The sequence below is a fragment of the Pseudomonas sp. IT-196MI5 genome (assembly GCF_949767415.1).
In the GTDB taxonomy this organism is placed as follows: Bacteria; Pseudomonadota; Gammaproteobacteria; order Pseudomonadales; family Pseudomonadaceae; genus Aquipseudomonas.
Genome location: NZ_CATKPZ010000006.1, coordinates 1 through 17,360 on the forward strand (window position 1 = coordinate 1; position 17,360 = coordinate 17,360).

A 17,360-nucleotide genomic window follows, 5' to 3' on the forward strand; every position below is an offset into this window, starting at 1 on the left:
TGGCCGCCGTGTAGGAGCAAGCTCGCTCCTACAAGGTCAATTGTAAAAAAAATCACACCAACGTGACTCCACGGTTTTGGTATGGTGCGGCCCTTTGTTAACGGACTGAGTTTGCGCCCACGGATCGGCATCCCCTTTCAAAGAGTTGCTGCACAAGTGCCCGAACCGATACCGATCAAGGACCACGAAAAAGAGACAAGCCTGGTCAACAAGAGACTCATGGCCTGCGCCTTGTTCGTTGCCGCTGTCACCTGTGCGCTGGTAGTGCGCATGTATGTCCTGCAAGTAGTCGAGTTCGACTATCACTCGACCATCTCCGAAAACAATCGTGTACATGTCCTGCCGATTACGCCCACCCGCGGGTTGATCTATGACCGCAACGGTGTACTTCTCGCTGACAACCGTCCCAGCTACAACCTGACCATCACCCGCGAACGCGCCACCGATGTAAAAACCGAGCTGGACGAGGTGGTCAATCTCCTGCACTTGCCCGCTGAAGATCGCACGCTGTTCGACAAGGCCATGAAACAGGCACGTCATCCGTTCGTACCCGTGACGTTGTTCTATGAGCTGAACGAAGAACAAATTGCCATACTTGCCGTCAACGAATTCCGCTTACCGGGGCTGGATGTCGAGCCGCAGTTCGTTCGTCACTATCCATTGGGCGAACACTTCGCTCATTCGGTCGGCTACGTCGGACGCATCAACGAGAAAGAGTCAAAGGCTCTGGATACGGTCGAGTACCGAGGCACCGAATCCATCGGCAAGACCGGAATCGAAAAATTCTACGAGGCGCAGCTGCACGGCCACGTCGGTTATGAAGAAGTCGAAACCAATGCTCAGGGCCGAGTGCTGCGAGTGCTCAAGCACACTGACCCGGTGCCAGGCGAAAACATTGTCCTGAGCCTCGACGTCAAGCTGCAGGAAGCCGCCGAGCAAGCCCTGGGCGATCGTCGTGGCTCGGTGGTCGCGCTGGATCCGTCGACCGGTGAAGTGCTGGCCATGGTCAGCAACCCGAGTTTCGATCCGAACCTGTTCGTCACCGGTATCAGTTCCAAGGAGTACTCTTCGCTACGGGATTCCATTGATCGGCCGCTGTTCAATCGTGTGCTGCGCGGCCTCTACGCGCCGGGTTCGACCATCAAGCCGGAAGTGGCAATCGCCGGCCTCGATGCAGGTGTCGTCACGCCACAGACCCGTGTGTTCGACCCCGGTTATTACCAGCTACCGGATTTCGATCACAAGTACCGCAACTGGAACCACAGCGGCGATGGTTGGGTGGATATGGATGCAGCGATCATGCGTTCCAACGACACCTATTTCTATGACCTCGCACACAAGCTCGGTATCGATCGCCTGCACGACTACATGGCCATGTTCGGGCTCGGTGAGAAAGTCTCCCTGGACATGAATGAAGAGTCCCCTGGCCTGATGCCATCCCAAGCCTGGAAGCGCGCCACCCGTCGTCAGGCCTGGTTTCCGGGCGAGACGGTGATTCTCGGCATCGGCCAGGGCTACATGCAGGTCACGCCGCTGCAATTGGCCCAGGCGACGGCGCTGATTGCCAACAAAGGCGTGTGGAATCGCCCACACCTGGCCAAAACCGTGGACGGCGTCGCGCCGGTGGATGAGCATCCGATGCCGAACATTCTGCTCAAGGATCCGCGTGACTGGGAGCAGGTCAACCATGGCATGCAGATGGTGATGCACGATGCCCGCGGGATTGCCCGGGCCGCAGCGGCAGCGGCGCAGTATCGTATCGCCGGCAAGAGTGGTACCGCGCAAGTGGTGGCGATCAAGCAGGGCGAACGTTACAACCGGGAGAAAACCCGCGAGCGTAACCGCGACAATGCCTTGTTCGTCGGCTTCGCCCCGGCCGAACATCCAAAGATCGTGATTTCGGTGATGATCGAAAACGGCGAGGCGGGTGGTCGCGTCGCCGGACCGGTCGTCCGGGAGATCATGGACGCCTGGCTACTCGATCAGGATGGGCATCTGAAGCCACAGTACGCTGCGCCGAGCAAGGTGCCGGGCGATCCTCACGTCTGAACCCACATGGCTTCATAGCACAGGCATCACGGATGCTCATGCGTAGGCGAGGGCTTTCTCTTCCAGCAGTTCCTCATACAAGGCCGTCCATTTGCGACCCATTTCGTCCGCGGTAAACAGATTTTGATAACGGGCCTGTGCCTTCTCGCCCATTTGCGCCGCCAGCACCGGGTTTTCCCAAAGCGCGCGCATCGCCTCACGGAACGCCAATGGATTGCTCGGCGGCACCACCAGCCCGGTCTCGTTATGGATGTTGATGTAACTGGTGCCAGTGCCAATCTCACTGGAGATCATCGGTTTGCCATACATCGCGCCTTCAAGCAGTGAAATGCCGAAGGCTTCGGAGCGCAGGTGTGACGGGAACACGATGGCGTAGCTCAGTTGCAGCAGCGCCACTTTGTCCTCGTCCCCCAGACGCCCAAGGAAGTGGACGTTGCGTAAACCCAAGGCGGTCGCCTGGGCATGCAGCTCTGCTTCCAGTGGGCCGGCACCGACAATCACCGTCGGGTAATCCAGGTCCTTCAAGGCGTCGAGCAGGATGTGCAAACCTTTGTAGTAGCGCATCACACCGACAAACAGAAAGAACTTGTCGCCGAGCTTTTGCCGCCAGTGGGCCGTTCGATCGCTGTCCGGCTGTGGGTAGCCTGCCTTGTTCAATCCATAGGGGATCACTCGGGTCTTGTGCTGAAACTGTTGCAACACATCACTGGTGTGCAGGTAATTGGGCGACGCAGCGACGATCCGGTCGGCGCTGTGCAGAAAGCGATTCATCAGCGGCCGGTAAAGTTTGAGCAGGTGTTTCTGGCGAATAATGTCCGAGTGGTACGTCACCACGCTGGGTTTGTTCAGGCCGCTGGCGAAGTGCACCAGGTCCATGAACGGCCAGGGAAAGTGGTAATTGACCACGTCGGCCTCGGCCGCCAACTCGCGAAACTGTTTGAAGACGCTCCAGGAAAACCCGGTAGAGGCGAACTGAATGTCGAGTTTGGCCCGATGGACTTCGTGATGACCGAGCTGCACCACCGGCGTTGTCGGATCGGCACTGAGTGTCAGCACCTTGCCTTCAACGCCGTGCAGGGCACCGCTTTCGCACAACTGGAAAATCACTTGTTCAATCCCGCCGACCGAGTCAGGCAGGTACGTCTTGAAAAAATGAAGAACTCGCATTCAACCTCCTATTGCCTGGCGGTAAGCGCTGGCCGTGACTTGCGCGCAGCGTTGCCAGGTAAAAAGCCTTGCCTGTAGCAATCCGGCTTCTCGGCATACCTGCCAATGCGCTAGATCCTCGATCAGACGACTCATGGCATCGCACAAGCCGTCGGTTTCATCCGGTTCAACATAGTTACCTGCAGACCCTGCCACTTCGGGCATGGCCGAACGTCTGGTCAGAATGACCGGCGTGCCGCAGGCCATGGCCTCCAGCACCGGCAGGCCAAAACCTTCGTAAAGCGACGGAAAAATCAATGCCCGGGCGCCGGCCAACAGTTGAGCAACGTGCTCGTCAGGCAGATAGCCCAGCAAACAGACACAACCGCGGGCCAGGGCCTGGTGCAGTTCTTCGTTGAGCTGCTCGCGCTGCCAGCCGGCCATGCCGACGATCAGCAATGGAAAACGCTGACGGACCGATTCCGGCAATCGGGCGTGGGCGCGCAGGGCGAGGGACAGATTCTTGCGCGGTTCCAGGGTGCCGACACAGAGGAAGTATTCCCGCGCTTCGACGCCATGGGTCTTGAGTACGGCGTCGATAGCCTCGGGGGACCGCGGGTGAAAACGCGCGGCAACACCCAGCGGTGCGACGACAAATCGCTCGGCCGGTAATCCGAAATGCGCCTGGGCTTCGTCAGCAATGTATTGCGAGACGGTAAGAATCAGGCTTGCCTGTCGCACGCCGTCGGCCACGCGCCGTTCAATTTCTCGCAAGCGCGCCGGTGGCTGCGTTTCGGGATAGTGCAGGTGAGTCAGGTCATGCAGGGTGATGACGGTCGGGCCGTCGAACGACAGCGGCCACAAACTTGGTTCGTGGTAAAGGTCGATGGCTTGCGCGCGGCCTTGATCGAAGCGTTTCTGCTCCAGCCACCGTCGGGCCTGATAGGCCCCCGGAATCTGCCGCAGCAATGGCGTCAGTCGGGAATAACCGGGCATGGCCGCTTCAGGCAGCACAGCACTCCAGCCCCAGCCATGAAACAGCGCCAGTTCAATATCCGGTTCACCCGCCAGGGCGTTCGCCAGTTCGGCGACGTAGTGGCCGATGCCGGTGCGCGGCGCCTGGAGGATGCGGGCGTTAAGGGCAATGCGCATGCTGCCTCTCAGGCACCTTCGCATCGCTGTGCAGGTTGCGCTGGACGCGTCCGACCAGTTGCGCACTCGCCTCGCGCCAGCTCAGCCAACGCCAGTTATCCAGGTTGAGGGGGGCGGGAAATGCGCCACCGCTTTCCATGTCGGTGACCAGGTCGGCCAGGTTCTGCGGGTCGGCGAGGTCGAAATACGCCATGTACTCGCCACCGATTTCGCGGAACACCGGGATGTCGCTGGCCATGGCCGGCAGGCCTCGCTGCATGGCCTCCACCAGGGGCAAACCAAACCCTTCGACGTAGGACGGGAACACCAGCGATGTCGCGTGGGAATAGGCGTGTTCCAGGCTCTTGTCCGAAAGTGTGTTGAACATGAACAGGCGCTGGTTCAATTGCGGATGCTGGCGGATACGCTCGATCAGCGCCTCGCACTTCCAGCCGATCTTGCCGACGATGCACAACCGGGCCTTGGACCCGGCCGCCCAGGCGCGCTCGAACGCGTCCAGCAGATACGCATGGTTCTTGCGCGGCTCGATGGTGCTGACCATCAGAAACACAGGGTCCGGCGTCTTGAACATCTGCAGCAGCCCCGGGTCGACGGCGGACCGGGCATCGGTCAGGTCAAGTTCGGAGCCGAGGTGAAAGTAGTCGAACCATCGTTGCTGCACCTGCGTGGAGCCGATCCTGCGGGTCATCTCCTGGCGAACCTGGTCGCGGATCGTGGTCGATATCGCCACATAACCATCGGCGGTGCGGGCGATCCAGTCGAACCATTCGTTGAACACCTTCACCAATCCTGCGTCGCAGAACTGCGGGTGGGTCAGGGGAATCAGGTCGTAGATCACCGAAATGATGCCGACCCCGTCACGCTTGAGTTGCTCGGCCAGGGGGAAGAAGCTGGCGTGCCAGGACGAATCCAGCAGCACCAGTTGATCGCCGGCGCGATGCTGCAACGGCACGCAACGCTCGGGAACCTTCTGGCCCTTGAGTACCCGATCGAGCAGGCGCATCGGCAGGCTCAGGCAGGCGAACGCGGTGAGGCGACAACCGACATAAAGCACCCGGCGGGCGAACTTCGATGTGCTGAAAGGACGGTGCCCCTCCAGTGCCCGATGGCACTGCCAGTACAGATTGGCGAGGTGTTCCAGCTTCACCCGCAGGCTCACCAGGTCCACTTTGACGGTCGGCAAGGGCGCCAGGCTCTTCACCTCGAACAACGCGCCATTGAGCATCACCACCGGAATGCATTCACGCTGGGTGTCTGCGGCCGGCAATTGCTGAATAACATTACGAACGACCCGTTGAATGCCCGAGTTGGCATCCGGGTGTTCGAAGACGTAGGTACATTCCACCAACAGTCTGGTCATCGTGTTACCCCAATAGATTCCACCCGACTCTCACTGGAACGGGTCACGCTTGTCTGTGCTTGGAGCCAGGAGCAACCCACGAAGTCTTCCTGGCGATTGTTGATAACGTGGAAGACCAGCCCGTAGTCACGCCATTCGAAATTGCGATCCAGGTGCGAATCCAGTCGCGACAGGCTCAGGGCCACCGAATAATTACCCTTGCCCAGGCGCATGTCGAAGGCAAAACGGTAGGTGATGCGTTCGCCGGCACTCAGGTCGGTGAGGGCTTTGTCGACCCGGTGGGTATTGATGCCGTATATGGGCTGGCCGAGGCGATCCTTGATCATGAAACCGAGAATCAGCCGCTCGATGTCCTGGCGCACCTCGACCTGCACTTCCAGGACCATCGCCTGACCGACTTCCGCCACCTCCACCGAACGGCCCTTGGGGTCAAGCAGGCGGACGCTGAGAATGCCCGCTTCGCCTGTCCCGGAAATGGTTTGCACCTGCCCGTTGGCGAGCATTTCCTGACGCACCGTCTGGCCCTCGCGCTGGGCGAGCATGGCGTTGTAGTAGTCCATTACTTCTTCGGGTTTGCCGCGCATGGCCATGCGCCCGTTTTCCAGGAGGATGGCGGTGTCGCAGATCGACTGGATCGCCGAGCGGTCATGGGACACGATCAGCAACGTGGTGCCGGCCTTGCGGAAGTTGCGGATGCGATCAAAGCTTTTGTGCTGGAAGTAGGCGTCACCTACGGACAGCGCTTCATCGACGATCAGGATGTCCGGGCGCCGCGCAGTGGCCACGCTGAACGCCAGGCGCATCTGCATGCCGCTGGAATAGGTACGAACCGGATGGTCGATGGCCTCGCCGATTTCGGCGAAGCTCTCGATCTGCGGCATCAGCGCTTCGATTTCTTCGACCTGCATGCCGAGCAACTGGCCGGCCATGAAGGTGTTCTGCCGACCGGTGAAGTCCGGGTGGAAACCCATGCCGAGCTCCAGCAGCGCGGCCACGCGACCTTGCAACCGGATGTCGCCGCAGGTGGGTTGGGTGGTGCCGGTGATCATCTTCAACAGCGTGCTTTTGCCGGCTCCATTGACCCCGACGATGCCCACGGCTTCACCCGGCTGAATCTCGAAATCGACCCCTTGCAGCACCCAGTGCAGTTGATGTCGGGTGCGGGAAAACGGTACCAGCCATTCGAACAGCCGGCTCCAGCGATTCGGGTACTGCTTGTAGGCCTTGCCCAGGCCACTGACACGTATATGTCCCATCAGAGCTCGTCCACCATTTCACCGACACGCTGGCGGAACAGCCGCAGCGCCATCCCACAGAACAACAGGCCGATCACCAGCAACGGCACCAGCGAGCTCCAGTCTGGCCATTGGTTGTAGAGAAACAGGTTCTGGTAGCTGTTCATCAGCGCCGTCATCGGGTTCAGCTCGATAAAGTGCTGGATACCCGGCGGCAGGATCGACAATGGATAAACGATCGGCGTCAGCCAGAACCAGAACTGCAGGCAGATACCGAAAAACTGCCCGACGTCGCGAAAGAACACGTTGAGCACGCCCAGAATCATCCCCAGTCCCGCGGCGAAGATCACTTGCAGGATCAGCAACGGCAGCAGCGCCAGTAACGCCATGCCGGGCAGTCGCCCGCTGATCAGCAGGAAGCCGAGGAACAGCCCCAGGATGATCGCGAAATTGATCCCGGCATTGAGCAGCACGATGACCGGCAGGCAGATGCGCGGGAAGCTGATTTTCTTCAGCAGGTTGGCGTTTTCCAGGAACATGCTCTGGCTGCGCGTCGTGATCTCGGCGAACAGACCCCAGGTCAGCAGGCCGGCGCACAGGTAGACGCTGTAGGCCAACCCGTCATCCACGCCCGGCAAGCGGGCGCGCATGATGGTGGAGAAGATCACCGTGTAGACCAGGATCATCGACAGCGGATTGAGCACGGTCCACAAGGCACCGAACAGCGAGTTGCGATAGCGCGCCTGAAACTCCCGTTTGACACTGCCGAGGATGAAACCCCGGTAACTCCACAGCGATTGGTAAAGGTTACGCAGCATTCAAACCGTCCTGCCGTATTGATCTTCGAAGCGGACGATGTCGTCCTCTCCCAGGTATTCGCCGCTTTGCACCTCGATGATCACAAGGTCGATCACGCCGGGATTTTCCAGGCGATGCTTGTGACCGGCTGCAATGAAGGTCGATTCGTTCTTGGCTACCAGGTGCGTGCCGGTGCCATTGTTGGTGACCTTGGCCATGCCTTCGACCACCACCCAGTGTTCATTGCGATGGTGGTGCATCTGCAACGACAACTTGGCACCGGGCTTGACCACGATGCGTTTGATCTTGAAGCGCGGGCCTTCCTCGAGCACGGTGTAGGTGCCCCATGGCCGACTGACCGTACGGTGCAGGCGATAGGCTTCGTGCTCTTTATCCTTGAGCTGCCTGGCCACCCGACGCACATCCTGGGCGCGGTCGGCGTGGGCCACCAGCACCGCGTCGGCGGTGTCGACGATGATCAGGTTATCCACGCCCACGGTCGCGACCAGACGGTTTTCGCTCTGGACGAAGTTGTTGTGGCTGTCGATGAATATCGACTCGCCGACGGTGCGATTGTTTTGTGCATCTGCCGGTACCAGCGCCGCCACCGCACCCCAGGAGCCGATATCGCTCCAGTCGAAACGGGCCGGCACGACGACCACCTTGTCGGAGCGCTCCATCAATGCGTAGTCGATGGAAATATCCATGATTTCGCCAAACAGGGTCGGTGACAGTTCTTGTTGCACATCCCCGGCGTTTTCCACGGGAGCGCTGGCGACCATGCAGGTTTGCGTCTGCTCCAGCAGGTCGGGAGCATGGGTTTTCAGCTCGGCCAGCAGGCTGGCGACCGAGAAGCAGAACATCCCGGAGTTCCACAGGAAGTTGCCGCTTTCCAGGTAGTGCGTCGCGGTTTGCAGGTCGGGTTTTTCGACGAAGCGCCGCACGTTGGCAGCGCCTTTTTCGTCCAGTGATGTGCCGGCTTCAATGTAGCCAAAACCGGTTTCCGGAGCGGTCGGCACCACCCCGAAGGTCACCAGGTGACCGCGCCTGGCCAATGTCACGGCATGCTCGACCGCGTCCTTCAGCGCCTCGACATTGACGATCAGATGGTCGGCGGGCATGACCAGCATGATCGCGTCGTCGCCATGCAGGGCCTGGAGGGAGAGGGCGGCAGCGGCAATGGCCGGCGCCGTGTTGCGACCCGTCGGCTCCAGCAGGAAGTGCCCGCGATGACGGCCCAGGTGCGCGTCCCGAAAGTGATCCTTGCTCTGGAAGTAGTACTCGCGGTTGGTCACCGTGACGATATCGCCCCAGCCGTCGAGCAGGTCCGCGGCCCGCCGATAGGTCTTGCCCAGCAGCGACTGGCCGTCAGGCAATGCCATGAACGGCTTGGGATGGCCTTCACGCGACACCGGCCACAACCTTGTCCCGGCACCGCCGGAGAGAATCACGGGAATCAGCATGGCCTACTCCTTGGCGACGCGTTTCATGTCCGCATCCATCATCATGCGGATCAAGGCATCCAGATCGGTTTTGGGTTTCCAGCCCAGCACACGCTGGGCCTTCGCCGGATTGCCGAGCAGCACTTCGACTTCGGCCGGGCGGAAGAACGCCGGGTCGATCTTCACGTAATCGCGGTAGTTCAGGCCCACATGATCGAAGGCGATCCGGCACATCTCGCGCACGGTGGTGGTCACGCCGGTGGCCACCACGAAGTCGTCGGGTTTGTCCTGTTGCAGCATCAGCCACATGGCTTCGACGTAGTCCCCGGCAAAGCCCCAATCGCGCTTGGCGTCGATGTTGCCCAGGCGCAGTTCCTGCTGCTTGCCCTGCTTGATCCGGGCGGCGGCGTCGGTGACTTTGCGTGTCACGAATTCGATGCCGCGCAGCGGTGATTCATGGTTGAACAGGATGCCGCTACTGGCGTGCAGGTTGAAGCTTTCGCGGTAGTTGACGGTGATCCAGTGGCCATACAACTTGGCCACGCCATACGGGCTGCGCGGATAGAACGGCGTGTTCTCGTCCTGCTGCTCGGCCTGGATCAGGCCGAACATTTCGCTGGTAGACGCCTGGTAGAAACGTGTGTGCGCACTGAACTGACGGATTGCTTCGAGCAGGTGGGTAACGCCCAGGCCGTCGACGATGCCGGTGGTCACCGGTTGATTCCAGGAGGCGGCGACAAAGCTTTGCGCGGCCAGGTTGTAGACCTCGTCCGGCGCCGATTTGATCACCGCACGCTGCACTGAACAGGCATCGGCCATGTCGCCGTCCAGGTAGACGATGTCCGCTTCGACCCCCATCTCACGCAGGCGCCAACGCGAGTCGCTGCTGCGACGCGCCACCAGGCCGTGGACTTTGTAGCCCTTGTCGAGCAGCAGTTTGGCCAGATACGCGCCATCCTGGCCGGTGATACCTGTGATCAGTGCACTTTTAGTCATTCTTGTCGTACTCGCTTCTCCCAGTCGGACAGGATCGCCCGCAGGGATTGTTGTGTTGTGATTTCAGGCTTCCATTCGGTGGTCTGGACCAGCCTGGCAGGGCTGCCACACACCCGACGCTGATCTGCACGGCGAAGTCGCGCAGGGTCCTGGACCAGTTGCAGGTCGACCTCGGCAATACCTGCCAGCTGCTCGATCAAACTGCGAATGCTCTGCTCGCGCCCCGAGCAAATGTTGTACACCTGCCCCGGTGTGCCTTTCTCCAGCAAAGCCAGGTAGGCCGAGACCACGTCCGCGACATCGAGGAAATCGCGCGTGACGTCGATGTCCCCGACCTCCAGTTGTGGACCTTGCAGGCCTTGCTTGATCCGGCAGATCTGACGGGCGGCGCTGGCGATGACGAAGCTGTCTTTCTGCCCGGTGCCGATGTGGTTGAACGGGCGGGCGACCAGTACCGGCCAGCCTTCGCTCAGGCCCCATTGCAGACTCAGGAACTCTGCCGACAGTTTGCTCACGGCATATGGATTGCGCGGGCAGGGTGGCTGCAATTCGGTGATGGGCAGATGCTCTTCGGTGACCTGGCCATAGACATCACCGGAGCTGACGTACAGAAATGTGCCGGTGAAGCCGCGCGCTTTGAGGGCTTGCAGCAGGTTCAGGGTGCCCAGCAGGTTGATGTTCAGGGTGCGCGCCGGATCACGAAATGCCTCCGGGACGAAAGTCTGGCCGGCGAGGTGAATCACAGCATCGGGCATTTGCGGCCATAAGCTTTCGAGGCTGTCCTGCGCGGCGAGATCATAGCGCTCAGGAGCCACCAGAAGTTCCCATTCCGAGGCATCAGCCTGCAAACGCGATTGGATGTGTTGTCCTACGAATCCGGTCAACCCCGTGACAAACAGACGCTTTTTCAAACAGCGACCCCTTGGTCATGCATTTCATCCAGTTTCCACAGTCTTCATGGAAAGGTTTCACGAGTCGATATGATCGCTCGAAAGACAGGTGAAATGTTTGTTGTAGTTGTTTGGTAGCCAATCTGTGCCATTTGTTCGGTAATTTCAACAAGTCCAAAAGTGACTGATCAGTTCTCCTCGGCGTAGCCTGATTTATTCTCGCCGGGCGGTTCACGAACCCTCAATGGATGTGTTTAGAATGCCCCTCGTCACGATGATCCAGGGTTCGGCAGCGTCGCTTCGAAACTGCGAGAAACTGACCACTAAAACAAGAACGAAGACGGGCAGCAAGACAATGGACGAGCGCCAGTGAACACTGACTCGAACCCTGTCCTCCCCGTCATAGCGTGAGGCTGCCGGAATGGCGGCGTCACCGTGGGGTGCCATGAATTTTATTCTTTACTCCGACGTCAACGACAGCTCCATCAGTCAGAGCCTCGGTCGTCCCGAATACAGTTACTACTTCGTGCTCAAGGCGTATCGACCGCTCTTTGAAAGCCTCGGGCCGGTGCATGTGGTGTCATCGGCCGCCGAGGTCGATCCGCTGTATCGGCAGTTGCAGCAGGCCGGTCAGGACTGCCTGTTCATTTCGTTCGCGCCACCGCACAAGACTCCCAGCGACTTGCAATGCCCGATGGTGTGCGTGGTCGCCTGGGAATTCGACACCATTCCCGCCGAGCACTGGGACAACGATCCGCGTCAAGACTGGAGCCAGACACTGGCACGTCTGGGACGGGTGATCACCTTGTCCACCCACACCGCCGAAGCCATCCGCCGGACCCTGGGCGACGACTTCCCGGTGCTGGTTTTGCCGACGCCTTTGTGGGAGCGCTTCGCCGACATTCGCCAGCAATATCCCGGTACGCCGGTGAACACGGGCGCTACGTTGCAGATCAAGGGTTGCATCCTGGACAGTCGCTCGATGGGGTTGTCCGCCGATGGTTTGATCGCGCCGATCATCGAGCAACCGCCGCAGGAAATCGTCGAGCCCGAACCCGAACCCGAACCCGAACCCGAACCGGAACCCGAAATCGAAATCGAGCCTGAACCTCCTGTGCCGCCGTTGACCCTGCGTCGACGCTTGTTCATAACCAGACATTACCTGCTGTTGTGGTATCGCGAAGCCGTTCGCGATCTGGTGCCGGATGCCGTTCGCCCATGGCTGGCCAGGTTTCGGAAACCTCAGCCGTTGCCGATCGAACCCGTCATCAGCGCAGCCTTCGTGCCGGATGAAGCTGCCATCAGCGCAGCCTCCGTGCCGGATGAACCTGCCATCAGCGAAGCCCCTGTGGCGGATGAAACTGTCCTCAGCGCAGCCTCCGCGCCGGACGAGCATCCACAAGCGGCTTTCCCCGACACCAGCCAAACGGTCGAAATCGAGGTCGATGGCGTCATCTACGTGAGCGTGTTCAACCCCGATGACGGGCGCAAGAACTGGCACTACCTGATCACGGCGTTCTGCTGGGCGCTGCGTGATGTGCAAGACGCCACGCTCGTGTTGAAGATGACCCAGAACGACCTGTCGACCTATTACGTCGAGCTCATCACCTTGCTGTCCCAGCTCTCGCCCTTCGCCTGTCGCGTGGTGGTCATGCACGGTTATCTGCAGGACGAGCAGTTCGCCCGGCTCTATGGCGCGGCGAGTTACTACGTCAACGCTTCACGCTGCGAAGGCCTGTGTCTGCCGCTGATGGAGTTCATGTCCTGTGCCCGGCCGGTCATCGCCCCGAACCACACGGCGATGCGCGACTACATCGACGAGCGTGTGGCCTTCGTCGTCAAGTCCAGCGAGGAGCCGACGATCTGGCCGGAAGACGCGCGCATCCTGTACCGCACTTTGCGCCACCGTCCGGACTGGGGCTCGTTGAAAGTGGCTTATGAGAACAGCTACGCGATGGCAAAGAACCAGCCGGGCACCTGGCAGGACATGGCGGACGCGGCCAGCGAACGCATGCACCAGTACTGCAGCTTCGCCCCGGTGCAGCAGCGACTGGCGCTGTTCTTCAAACAGGAACCTGGCCGTGACGTCGTGCCGCTGGTTGCCGAAACGGGGACTGCATCGTGCTGATCATCATTCATTCGGAAACCAACAAGAGCAACATCCAGCAGAACCTGGGGCGGCCCGAGTACAGCTATTACTTCGTCCTCAAGGAGTTCCGCCCGGTGCTCGAACGGCTGGGGCAGGTGATCGAGGTCAGCAACCCGGACGAGTTGGTCGATCGGCTGTATTTCGATTGCCTGAGCCGGGGCGAAGACTGTGTGTTCCTGTCCTTTTCTCCGCCGCATCGCACGCCGGTCCACTACGCGTGCCCGACGATTCCGGTGTTCGCCTGGGAGTTCAGCACCATTCCCACCGAGAGCTGGCAGGGCGAACCACGGCATGACTGGCGGACGGTGTTGGGCGCCAGCGGGACGGCGATCACCCACTCCAGTTTTACCGTGAATGCCGTGCGCGATGTGATGGGCCCCGATTACCTGATCAGCGCGATTGCGGCGCCCGTCTGGGACCGTTTTGCCGCCCGTGGCGAGCTTCTGGACAAGCGTCCGGTCGTGGGCCCTACGCGCCTGAACCTGCGCGGGCTATTGATCGACAGTCGCACCACGGACTTGCGCCCCTACGGCCCCGAACGTTTGCGCGAAGGCACGCCGATTGCCTTCGACCAGCCGCCGCGCGACTGTGAGCTGTTGCTCGAGGGCGTGGTCTACACCTCAGTGTTCAATCCCTACGACGGACGCAAGAACTGGAAGGACATGATCAGTGCGTTCTGCACCGCCTTTCGCGGCACGCCCGACGCGACCCTGGTGCTCAAGCTTACGCACCATGACATCGCCAACGCACTGAACGACATGCTGCACCACGTCTACAAGAATCAGTCCTATCAGTGCCGTATCGTGCTGATCCACGGCTATCTATCCGACATCGACTATGAGCGCCTGGTCGAGGCCACCAGTTACGTCGTCAATTGTTCCTACGGCGAAGGGCAGTGCCTGCCGTTGATGGAATTCATGTCCTGCGGCAAGCCGGCGATTGCGCCGCTGAACACCGCCATGGCCGACTACATCGACCGTGACAACGCGTTTATCGTCGAAGGCACCGACGAACTGACATCCTGGCCCCACGATCCTCGCGCAGCGTATCGTACCCTGCGTTACGTCACTGATTGGGACTCGCTGTGTACGGCCTTTTCCGCCAGCCATGACGTCGCCAGACAGGACGTCGAGCGCTATCAACGGATGTCGGCCCATGCCGTGCGCAGCCTGCAGGGATTCTGCAGTCAGGCCGTTGCCGAGCAGCGCCTGAAGGCGGTGTTCGAGCAGTTGCTGGAACGGCGTGAAGCAAACTGCGCACAAGCGTCGGGCACATGATTCGGCGCCTGCTTGCGAAGTTGCGGCCCGCGCCGGTAGAGGTCGCCCCACCAGAAACGCGGGTCTCGCCCAGGGATATCGGTTTGTACGATGCCCTGCTCGACGGCTGGTTTCTCGGCGACAGCGGCGAATTGCTCAAAGGGTTTGCCATTACCGCCGACGATACCTTGCTGGATGTCGGCTGCGGCGAAGGCGTGGCGACCTTGTTCGCGGTCCGCCAGGGCGCTTCGGTGATCTTCACCGACAGTGAACACGACAAGGTCTGCGAGCTTGCCCGGCAAGTGGCGGCACAATCGGACAAACCGAATCTGGGGCTGGTCAGCAACAGTTTGCCGCTGCCATTGGCCGACGGCTGTGCCAGCAAAGTCGTGTGCATGGAAGTTCTCGAACACATCGACCGCCCAGAACCCTTCATGGCCGAACTGGTGCGCATGGGCCGCCCCGGTGCGCTGTATCTGCTGAGCGTGCCATCCCCGGTGGGCGAGCATTTGCAGAAAGGCATCGCCCCGGCCAGTTACTTCCAATCGCCCAATCACGTGCAGATTTTCAGCCCCGAGCGATTCGCCGCGCTGGTGGAGGACGCGGGCCTGGTCATCGAACATCGTCAGGCCACCGGGTTTTTCTGGGTGATGGGCATGATTTTTTTCTGGGCCAGTGAACGGGCCGCCGGGCGGGATCTGGGCGGTGCGGTTCGTGACCGGATTCAGGCGCCGTATCCGCCGCTGATGGAGAGCTGGGCGAAAACCTGGCAGGACTTGCTGGCCCAACCCGACGGGTTGGCGATCAAGCAGATGCTGGATCAGTTCATGCCCAAGAGCCAGGTGATCATTGCTCGCAAACCCCATGTCCAGGAGGGCGCATGAGCAACGAAAAACGGATCATGGACATCGAGTTGCTGCGCGGCATTGCGGTGCTCGGCGTGCTGTTTCATCACCTGCAGGACAGCCTGTTCGCGGCGGCGGTGCCATTGCTGCAGAGCATCACGCTGTACAGCCAGCCGTGGTGGGGCGTGGACCTGTTTTTCGCGATCTCGGGCTTCGTCATTGCCCGCAGCCTGATCCCCGCCTTGCGCTGCTGCACCACGCGCCAGGAATACTGGCAACAGACACGCAATTTCTGGTTGCGCCGGGCCTTTCGTTTGCTGCCTTCGGCCTGGTTATGGCTGGCGCTGATGTTGCTGGCGTGTCTTTTTCTCAACCGTTCCGGCGCGTTCGGCACGCTGCACGCGAACCTTCAGGCGACCCTGGCCGGCGTGGCGCAGTACGCCAATTTCCGCTTTGCCGACAGTTTTTATCACTACGAGTACGGCACCAGTTTCGTGTACTGGAGCCTGTCGCTGGAAGAACAGTTCTACCTGCTGTTTCCGCTGTTGATCGTGCTGTTTCGCCAGCACCTGGTGTGGGCGTTGCTGGCGTTGGTGGCGCTGCAATTGTTGACCTTGCGCACGCCGATCCTGATGGTGGTGCGCACCGACGCGCTGGCCCTTGGCGTGCTGTTGGCAATGTGGAGCGTGCAGCCTTCGTACCGGCGCTGGGAGCCAAAATTCCTGCGTCGTCCGTGGGCGGGTGTTACCGCGCTGATTGCGGTGTCGCTGCTGCTCAGCTTCATGGCAACGGATCGTTTCACCTTCACTTCTTACCGGATCGGCGTGATTGCGCTGTTGTGTGCGCTGCTGGTGTGGATCGCTTCTTACAACCGCGATTACCTGGTGCCACGCGGCGTGTTCAAAAACCTGATGACGTGGGTCGGCAGCCGTTCCTACGGGATTTACCTGATCCATATCCCGGCCTATCTGCTGGTACGTGAGTTCATTTTCCGTTTACAGGCTGCCGGGCTGCCCAGTCCCGCTGGCCATCCGATTCTGATGTTGCTGATGGCTGGCGGCCTGATCGTGCTGCTGAGCGAACTCAACTATCGCTACATCGAAATGCCCATGCGCAACCGCGGCGCCTCGCTGGTCAAACGCCTGGGCACCTCCCGAACAGCCGTCCCATCCTCTGGAGCCACCTCATGCTGAGCCTTTTGAAGAAACTCACGGCGGGCACACCCGCGCCTGTTCAGCCAGAGACAGCGCCCGCGGCGCCAGTGGCGGAGAAAGTCGACCCCTACATGCTCGGCCTGCACGACGCGATGCTCAGCGGCTGGTTCAATCAGCAAACCGGCGAACTGTTCACCGGCTTCCCGGTGACCCCCGAGGACACGCTGCTGGATGTCGGTTGCGGCGACGGTGGCAACGTGCATTTCTGCGGGATGCGCGGGGCGAAGATCATCATCGCCGACATCGACGCGGCCAAGGTCGAAGCGACCCGCCAGCGCCTGAGCGATACGCCGGCCCGCGACGTCGAATGCCACGTCACCGACTGCAACCCGCTGCCGATTGCCGATGCGACCGCCACGCGGGTGGTGTCGACCGAGGTCATCGAGCACGTGGACGATCCGGCCCAGTTCCTCGCTGAACTGGTGCGCGTCGGCAAACCGGGCGCGTTGTACCTGCTGAGCGTCCCGCACCCCAGCTCCGAAGACCTGCAGAAAGATATCGCCGCGGCTGAGTATTTCCAGAAACCCAACCACATCCGCATCATCAGCGAAGAGCAGTTCAAGGCCATGGTCAGCGATGCCGGCCTGGAAGTGATCAGCCACAGCCAGTACGGATTCTACTGGTCGATGTGGATGCTGTTGTTCTGGGAAGCCAAGGTCGACTTCAGCAACCCGGACCATCCATTGCTCAACCACTGGGCGGATACCTGGCAGGCGATCCTGGCCTCGCCACGGGGTGCACAGATCAAGCAGGCGCTGGATGCCGTGGTGGCGAAAAGTCAGGTGATCATTGCGCGTAAGCCCTGATCGGCATCAAGGCCGCACCCAT

At 60.6% G+C, this 17,360-nt stretch carries 14 protein-coding genes; 6 read left to right on the forward strand and 8 right to left on the reverse strand.

Annotation, left to right across the window (positions count from 1 at the left end):
* Positions 1 to 156: 156 nt before the first annotated feature.
* Positions 157 to 2,049 (forward strand): penicillin-binding protein 2, encoded by a 1,893-nt coding sequence (gene mrdA / locus ACM6IK_RS04095; RefSeq protein ID WP_414873263.1) that lies wholly within the window; start codon positions 157 to 159, stop codon positions 2,047 to 2,049.
* Positions 2,050 to 2,085: 36 nt separating this feature from the next.
* Here mrdA and ACM6IK_RS04100 read toward each other — a convergent pair whose 3' ends face one another.
* Genes ACM6IK_RS04100 through ACM6IK_RS04135 form a run of 8 tightly spaced genes read right to left on the reverse strand, consistent with a single transcriptional unit; the run spans position 2,086 to position 11,089 of the window.
* Positions 2,086 to 3,216, reverse strand: a complete 1,131-nt coding sequence (locus ACM6IK_RS04100; protein ID WP_414873264.1) for a glycosyltransferase family 4 protein — start codon at positions 3,214 to 3,216, stop codon at positions 2,086 to 2,088.
* The gene (locus ACM6IK_RS04105) at positions 3,217 to 4,347 is read right to left on the reverse strand and encodes a glycosyltransferase family 4 protein (protein ID WP_414873265.1); all 1,131 of its coding nucleotides are present in this window, start codon (positions 4,345 to 4,347) and stop codon (positions 3,217 to 3,219) included.
* Positions 4,331 to 5,707 (reverse strand): glycosyltransferase family 4 protein, encoded by a 1,377-nt coding sequence (locus tag ACM6IK_RS04110; protein ID WP_414873266.1) that lies wholly within the window; start codon positions 5,705 to 5,707, stop codon positions 4,331 to 4,333. Before ACM6IK_RS04110 ends, ACM6IK_RS04105 begins: the two co-directional genes overlap by 17 nt.
* Positions 5,704 to 6,963, reverse strand: a complete 1,260-nt coding sequence (locus ACM6IK_RS04115; RefSeq protein WP_223462440.1) for an ABC transporter ATP-binding protein — start codon at positions 6,961 to 6,963, stop codon at positions 5,704 to 5,706. Before ACM6IK_RS04115 ends, ACM6IK_RS04110 begins: the two co-directional genes overlap by 4 nt.
* Positions 6,963 to 7,760: an ABC transporter permease gene (locus ACM6IK_RS04120; RefSeq protein ID WP_223462439.1), complete on the reverse strand. Its 798-nt coding sequence runs from the start codon at positions 7,758 to 7,760 to the stop codon at positions 6,963 to 6,965. Before ACM6IK_RS04120 ends, ACM6IK_RS04115 begins: the two co-directional genes overlap by 1 nt.
* Positions 7,761 to 9,203, reverse strand: a complete 1,443-nt coding sequence (locus tag ACM6IK_RS04125) for a mannose-1-phosphate guanylyltransferase/mannose-6-phosphate isomerase (RefSeq protein ID WP_414873267.1) — start codon at positions 9,201 to 9,203, stop codon at positions 7,761 to 7,763.
* Between the two features lie 3 nt (positions 9,204 to 9,206).
* Positions 9,207 to 10,178, reverse strand: a complete 972-nt coding sequence (gene gmd / locus ACM6IK_RS04130) for a GDP-mannose 4,6-dehydratase (protein WP_414873268.1) — start codon at positions 10,176 to 10,178, stop codon at positions 9,207 to 9,209.
* The gene (locus ACM6IK_RS04135) at positions 10,175 to 11,089 is read right to left on the reverse strand and encodes a GDP-mannose 4,6-dehydratase (RefSeq protein ID WP_414873269.1); all 915 of its coding nucleotides are present in this window, start codon (positions 11,087 to 11,089) and stop codon (positions 10,175 to 10,177) included. The genes gmd and ACM6IK_RS04135 overlap by 4 nt, the downstream gene beginning before the upstream one ends.
* A 424-nt stretch (positions 11,090 to 11,513) precedes the next feature.
* Between ACM6IK_RS04135 and ACM6IK_RS04140 the strand changes: the two genes are divergently transcribed.
* The 5 genes from ACM6IK_RS04140 to ACM6IK_RS04160 are packed head-to-tail and all read left to right on the forward strand — an operon-like array spanning position 11,514 to position 17,338.
* On the forward strand, positions 11,514 to 13,196 hold the full coding sequence (locus ACM6IK_RS04140) for a glycosyltransferase (protein ID WP_414873270.1): 1,683 nt from the start codon (positions 11,514 to 11,516) through the stop codon (positions 13,194 to 13,196).
* The gene (locus tag ACM6IK_RS04145) at positions 13,190 to 14,494 is read left to right on the forward strand and encodes a glycosyltransferase (RefSeq protein ID WP_414873271.1); all 1,305 of its coding nucleotides are present in this window, start codon (positions 13,190 to 13,192) and stop codon (positions 14,492 to 14,494) included. Before ACM6IK_RS04140 ends, ACM6IK_RS04145 begins: the two co-directional genes overlap by 7 nt.
* Positions 14,491 to 15,357, forward strand: a complete 867-nt coding sequence (locus tag ACM6IK_RS04150; protein WP_414873272.1) for a class I SAM-dependent methyltransferase — start codon at positions 14,491 to 14,493, stop codon at positions 15,355 to 15,357. Before ACM6IK_RS04145 ends, ACM6IK_RS04150 begins: the two co-directional genes overlap by 4 nt.
* Complete coding sequence (locus ACM6IK_RS04155) at positions 15,354 to 16,511, forward strand: acyltransferase family protein (protein ID WP_414873273.1); 1,158 nt, start codon at positions 15,354 to 15,356, stop codon at positions 16,509 to 16,511. The genes ACM6IK_RS04150 and ACM6IK_RS04155 overlap by 4 nt, the downstream gene beginning before the upstream one ends.
* Complete coding sequence (locus tag ACM6IK_RS04160) at positions 16,505 to 17,338, forward strand: class I SAM-dependent methyltransferase (RefSeq protein WP_414873274.1); 834 nt, start codon at positions 16,505 to 16,507, stop codon at positions 17,336 to 17,338. The genes ACM6IK_RS04155 and ACM6IK_RS04160 overlap by 7 nt, the downstream gene beginning before the upstream one ends.
* The last annotated feature ends 22 nt before the right edge of the window (positions 17,339 to 17,360 follow it).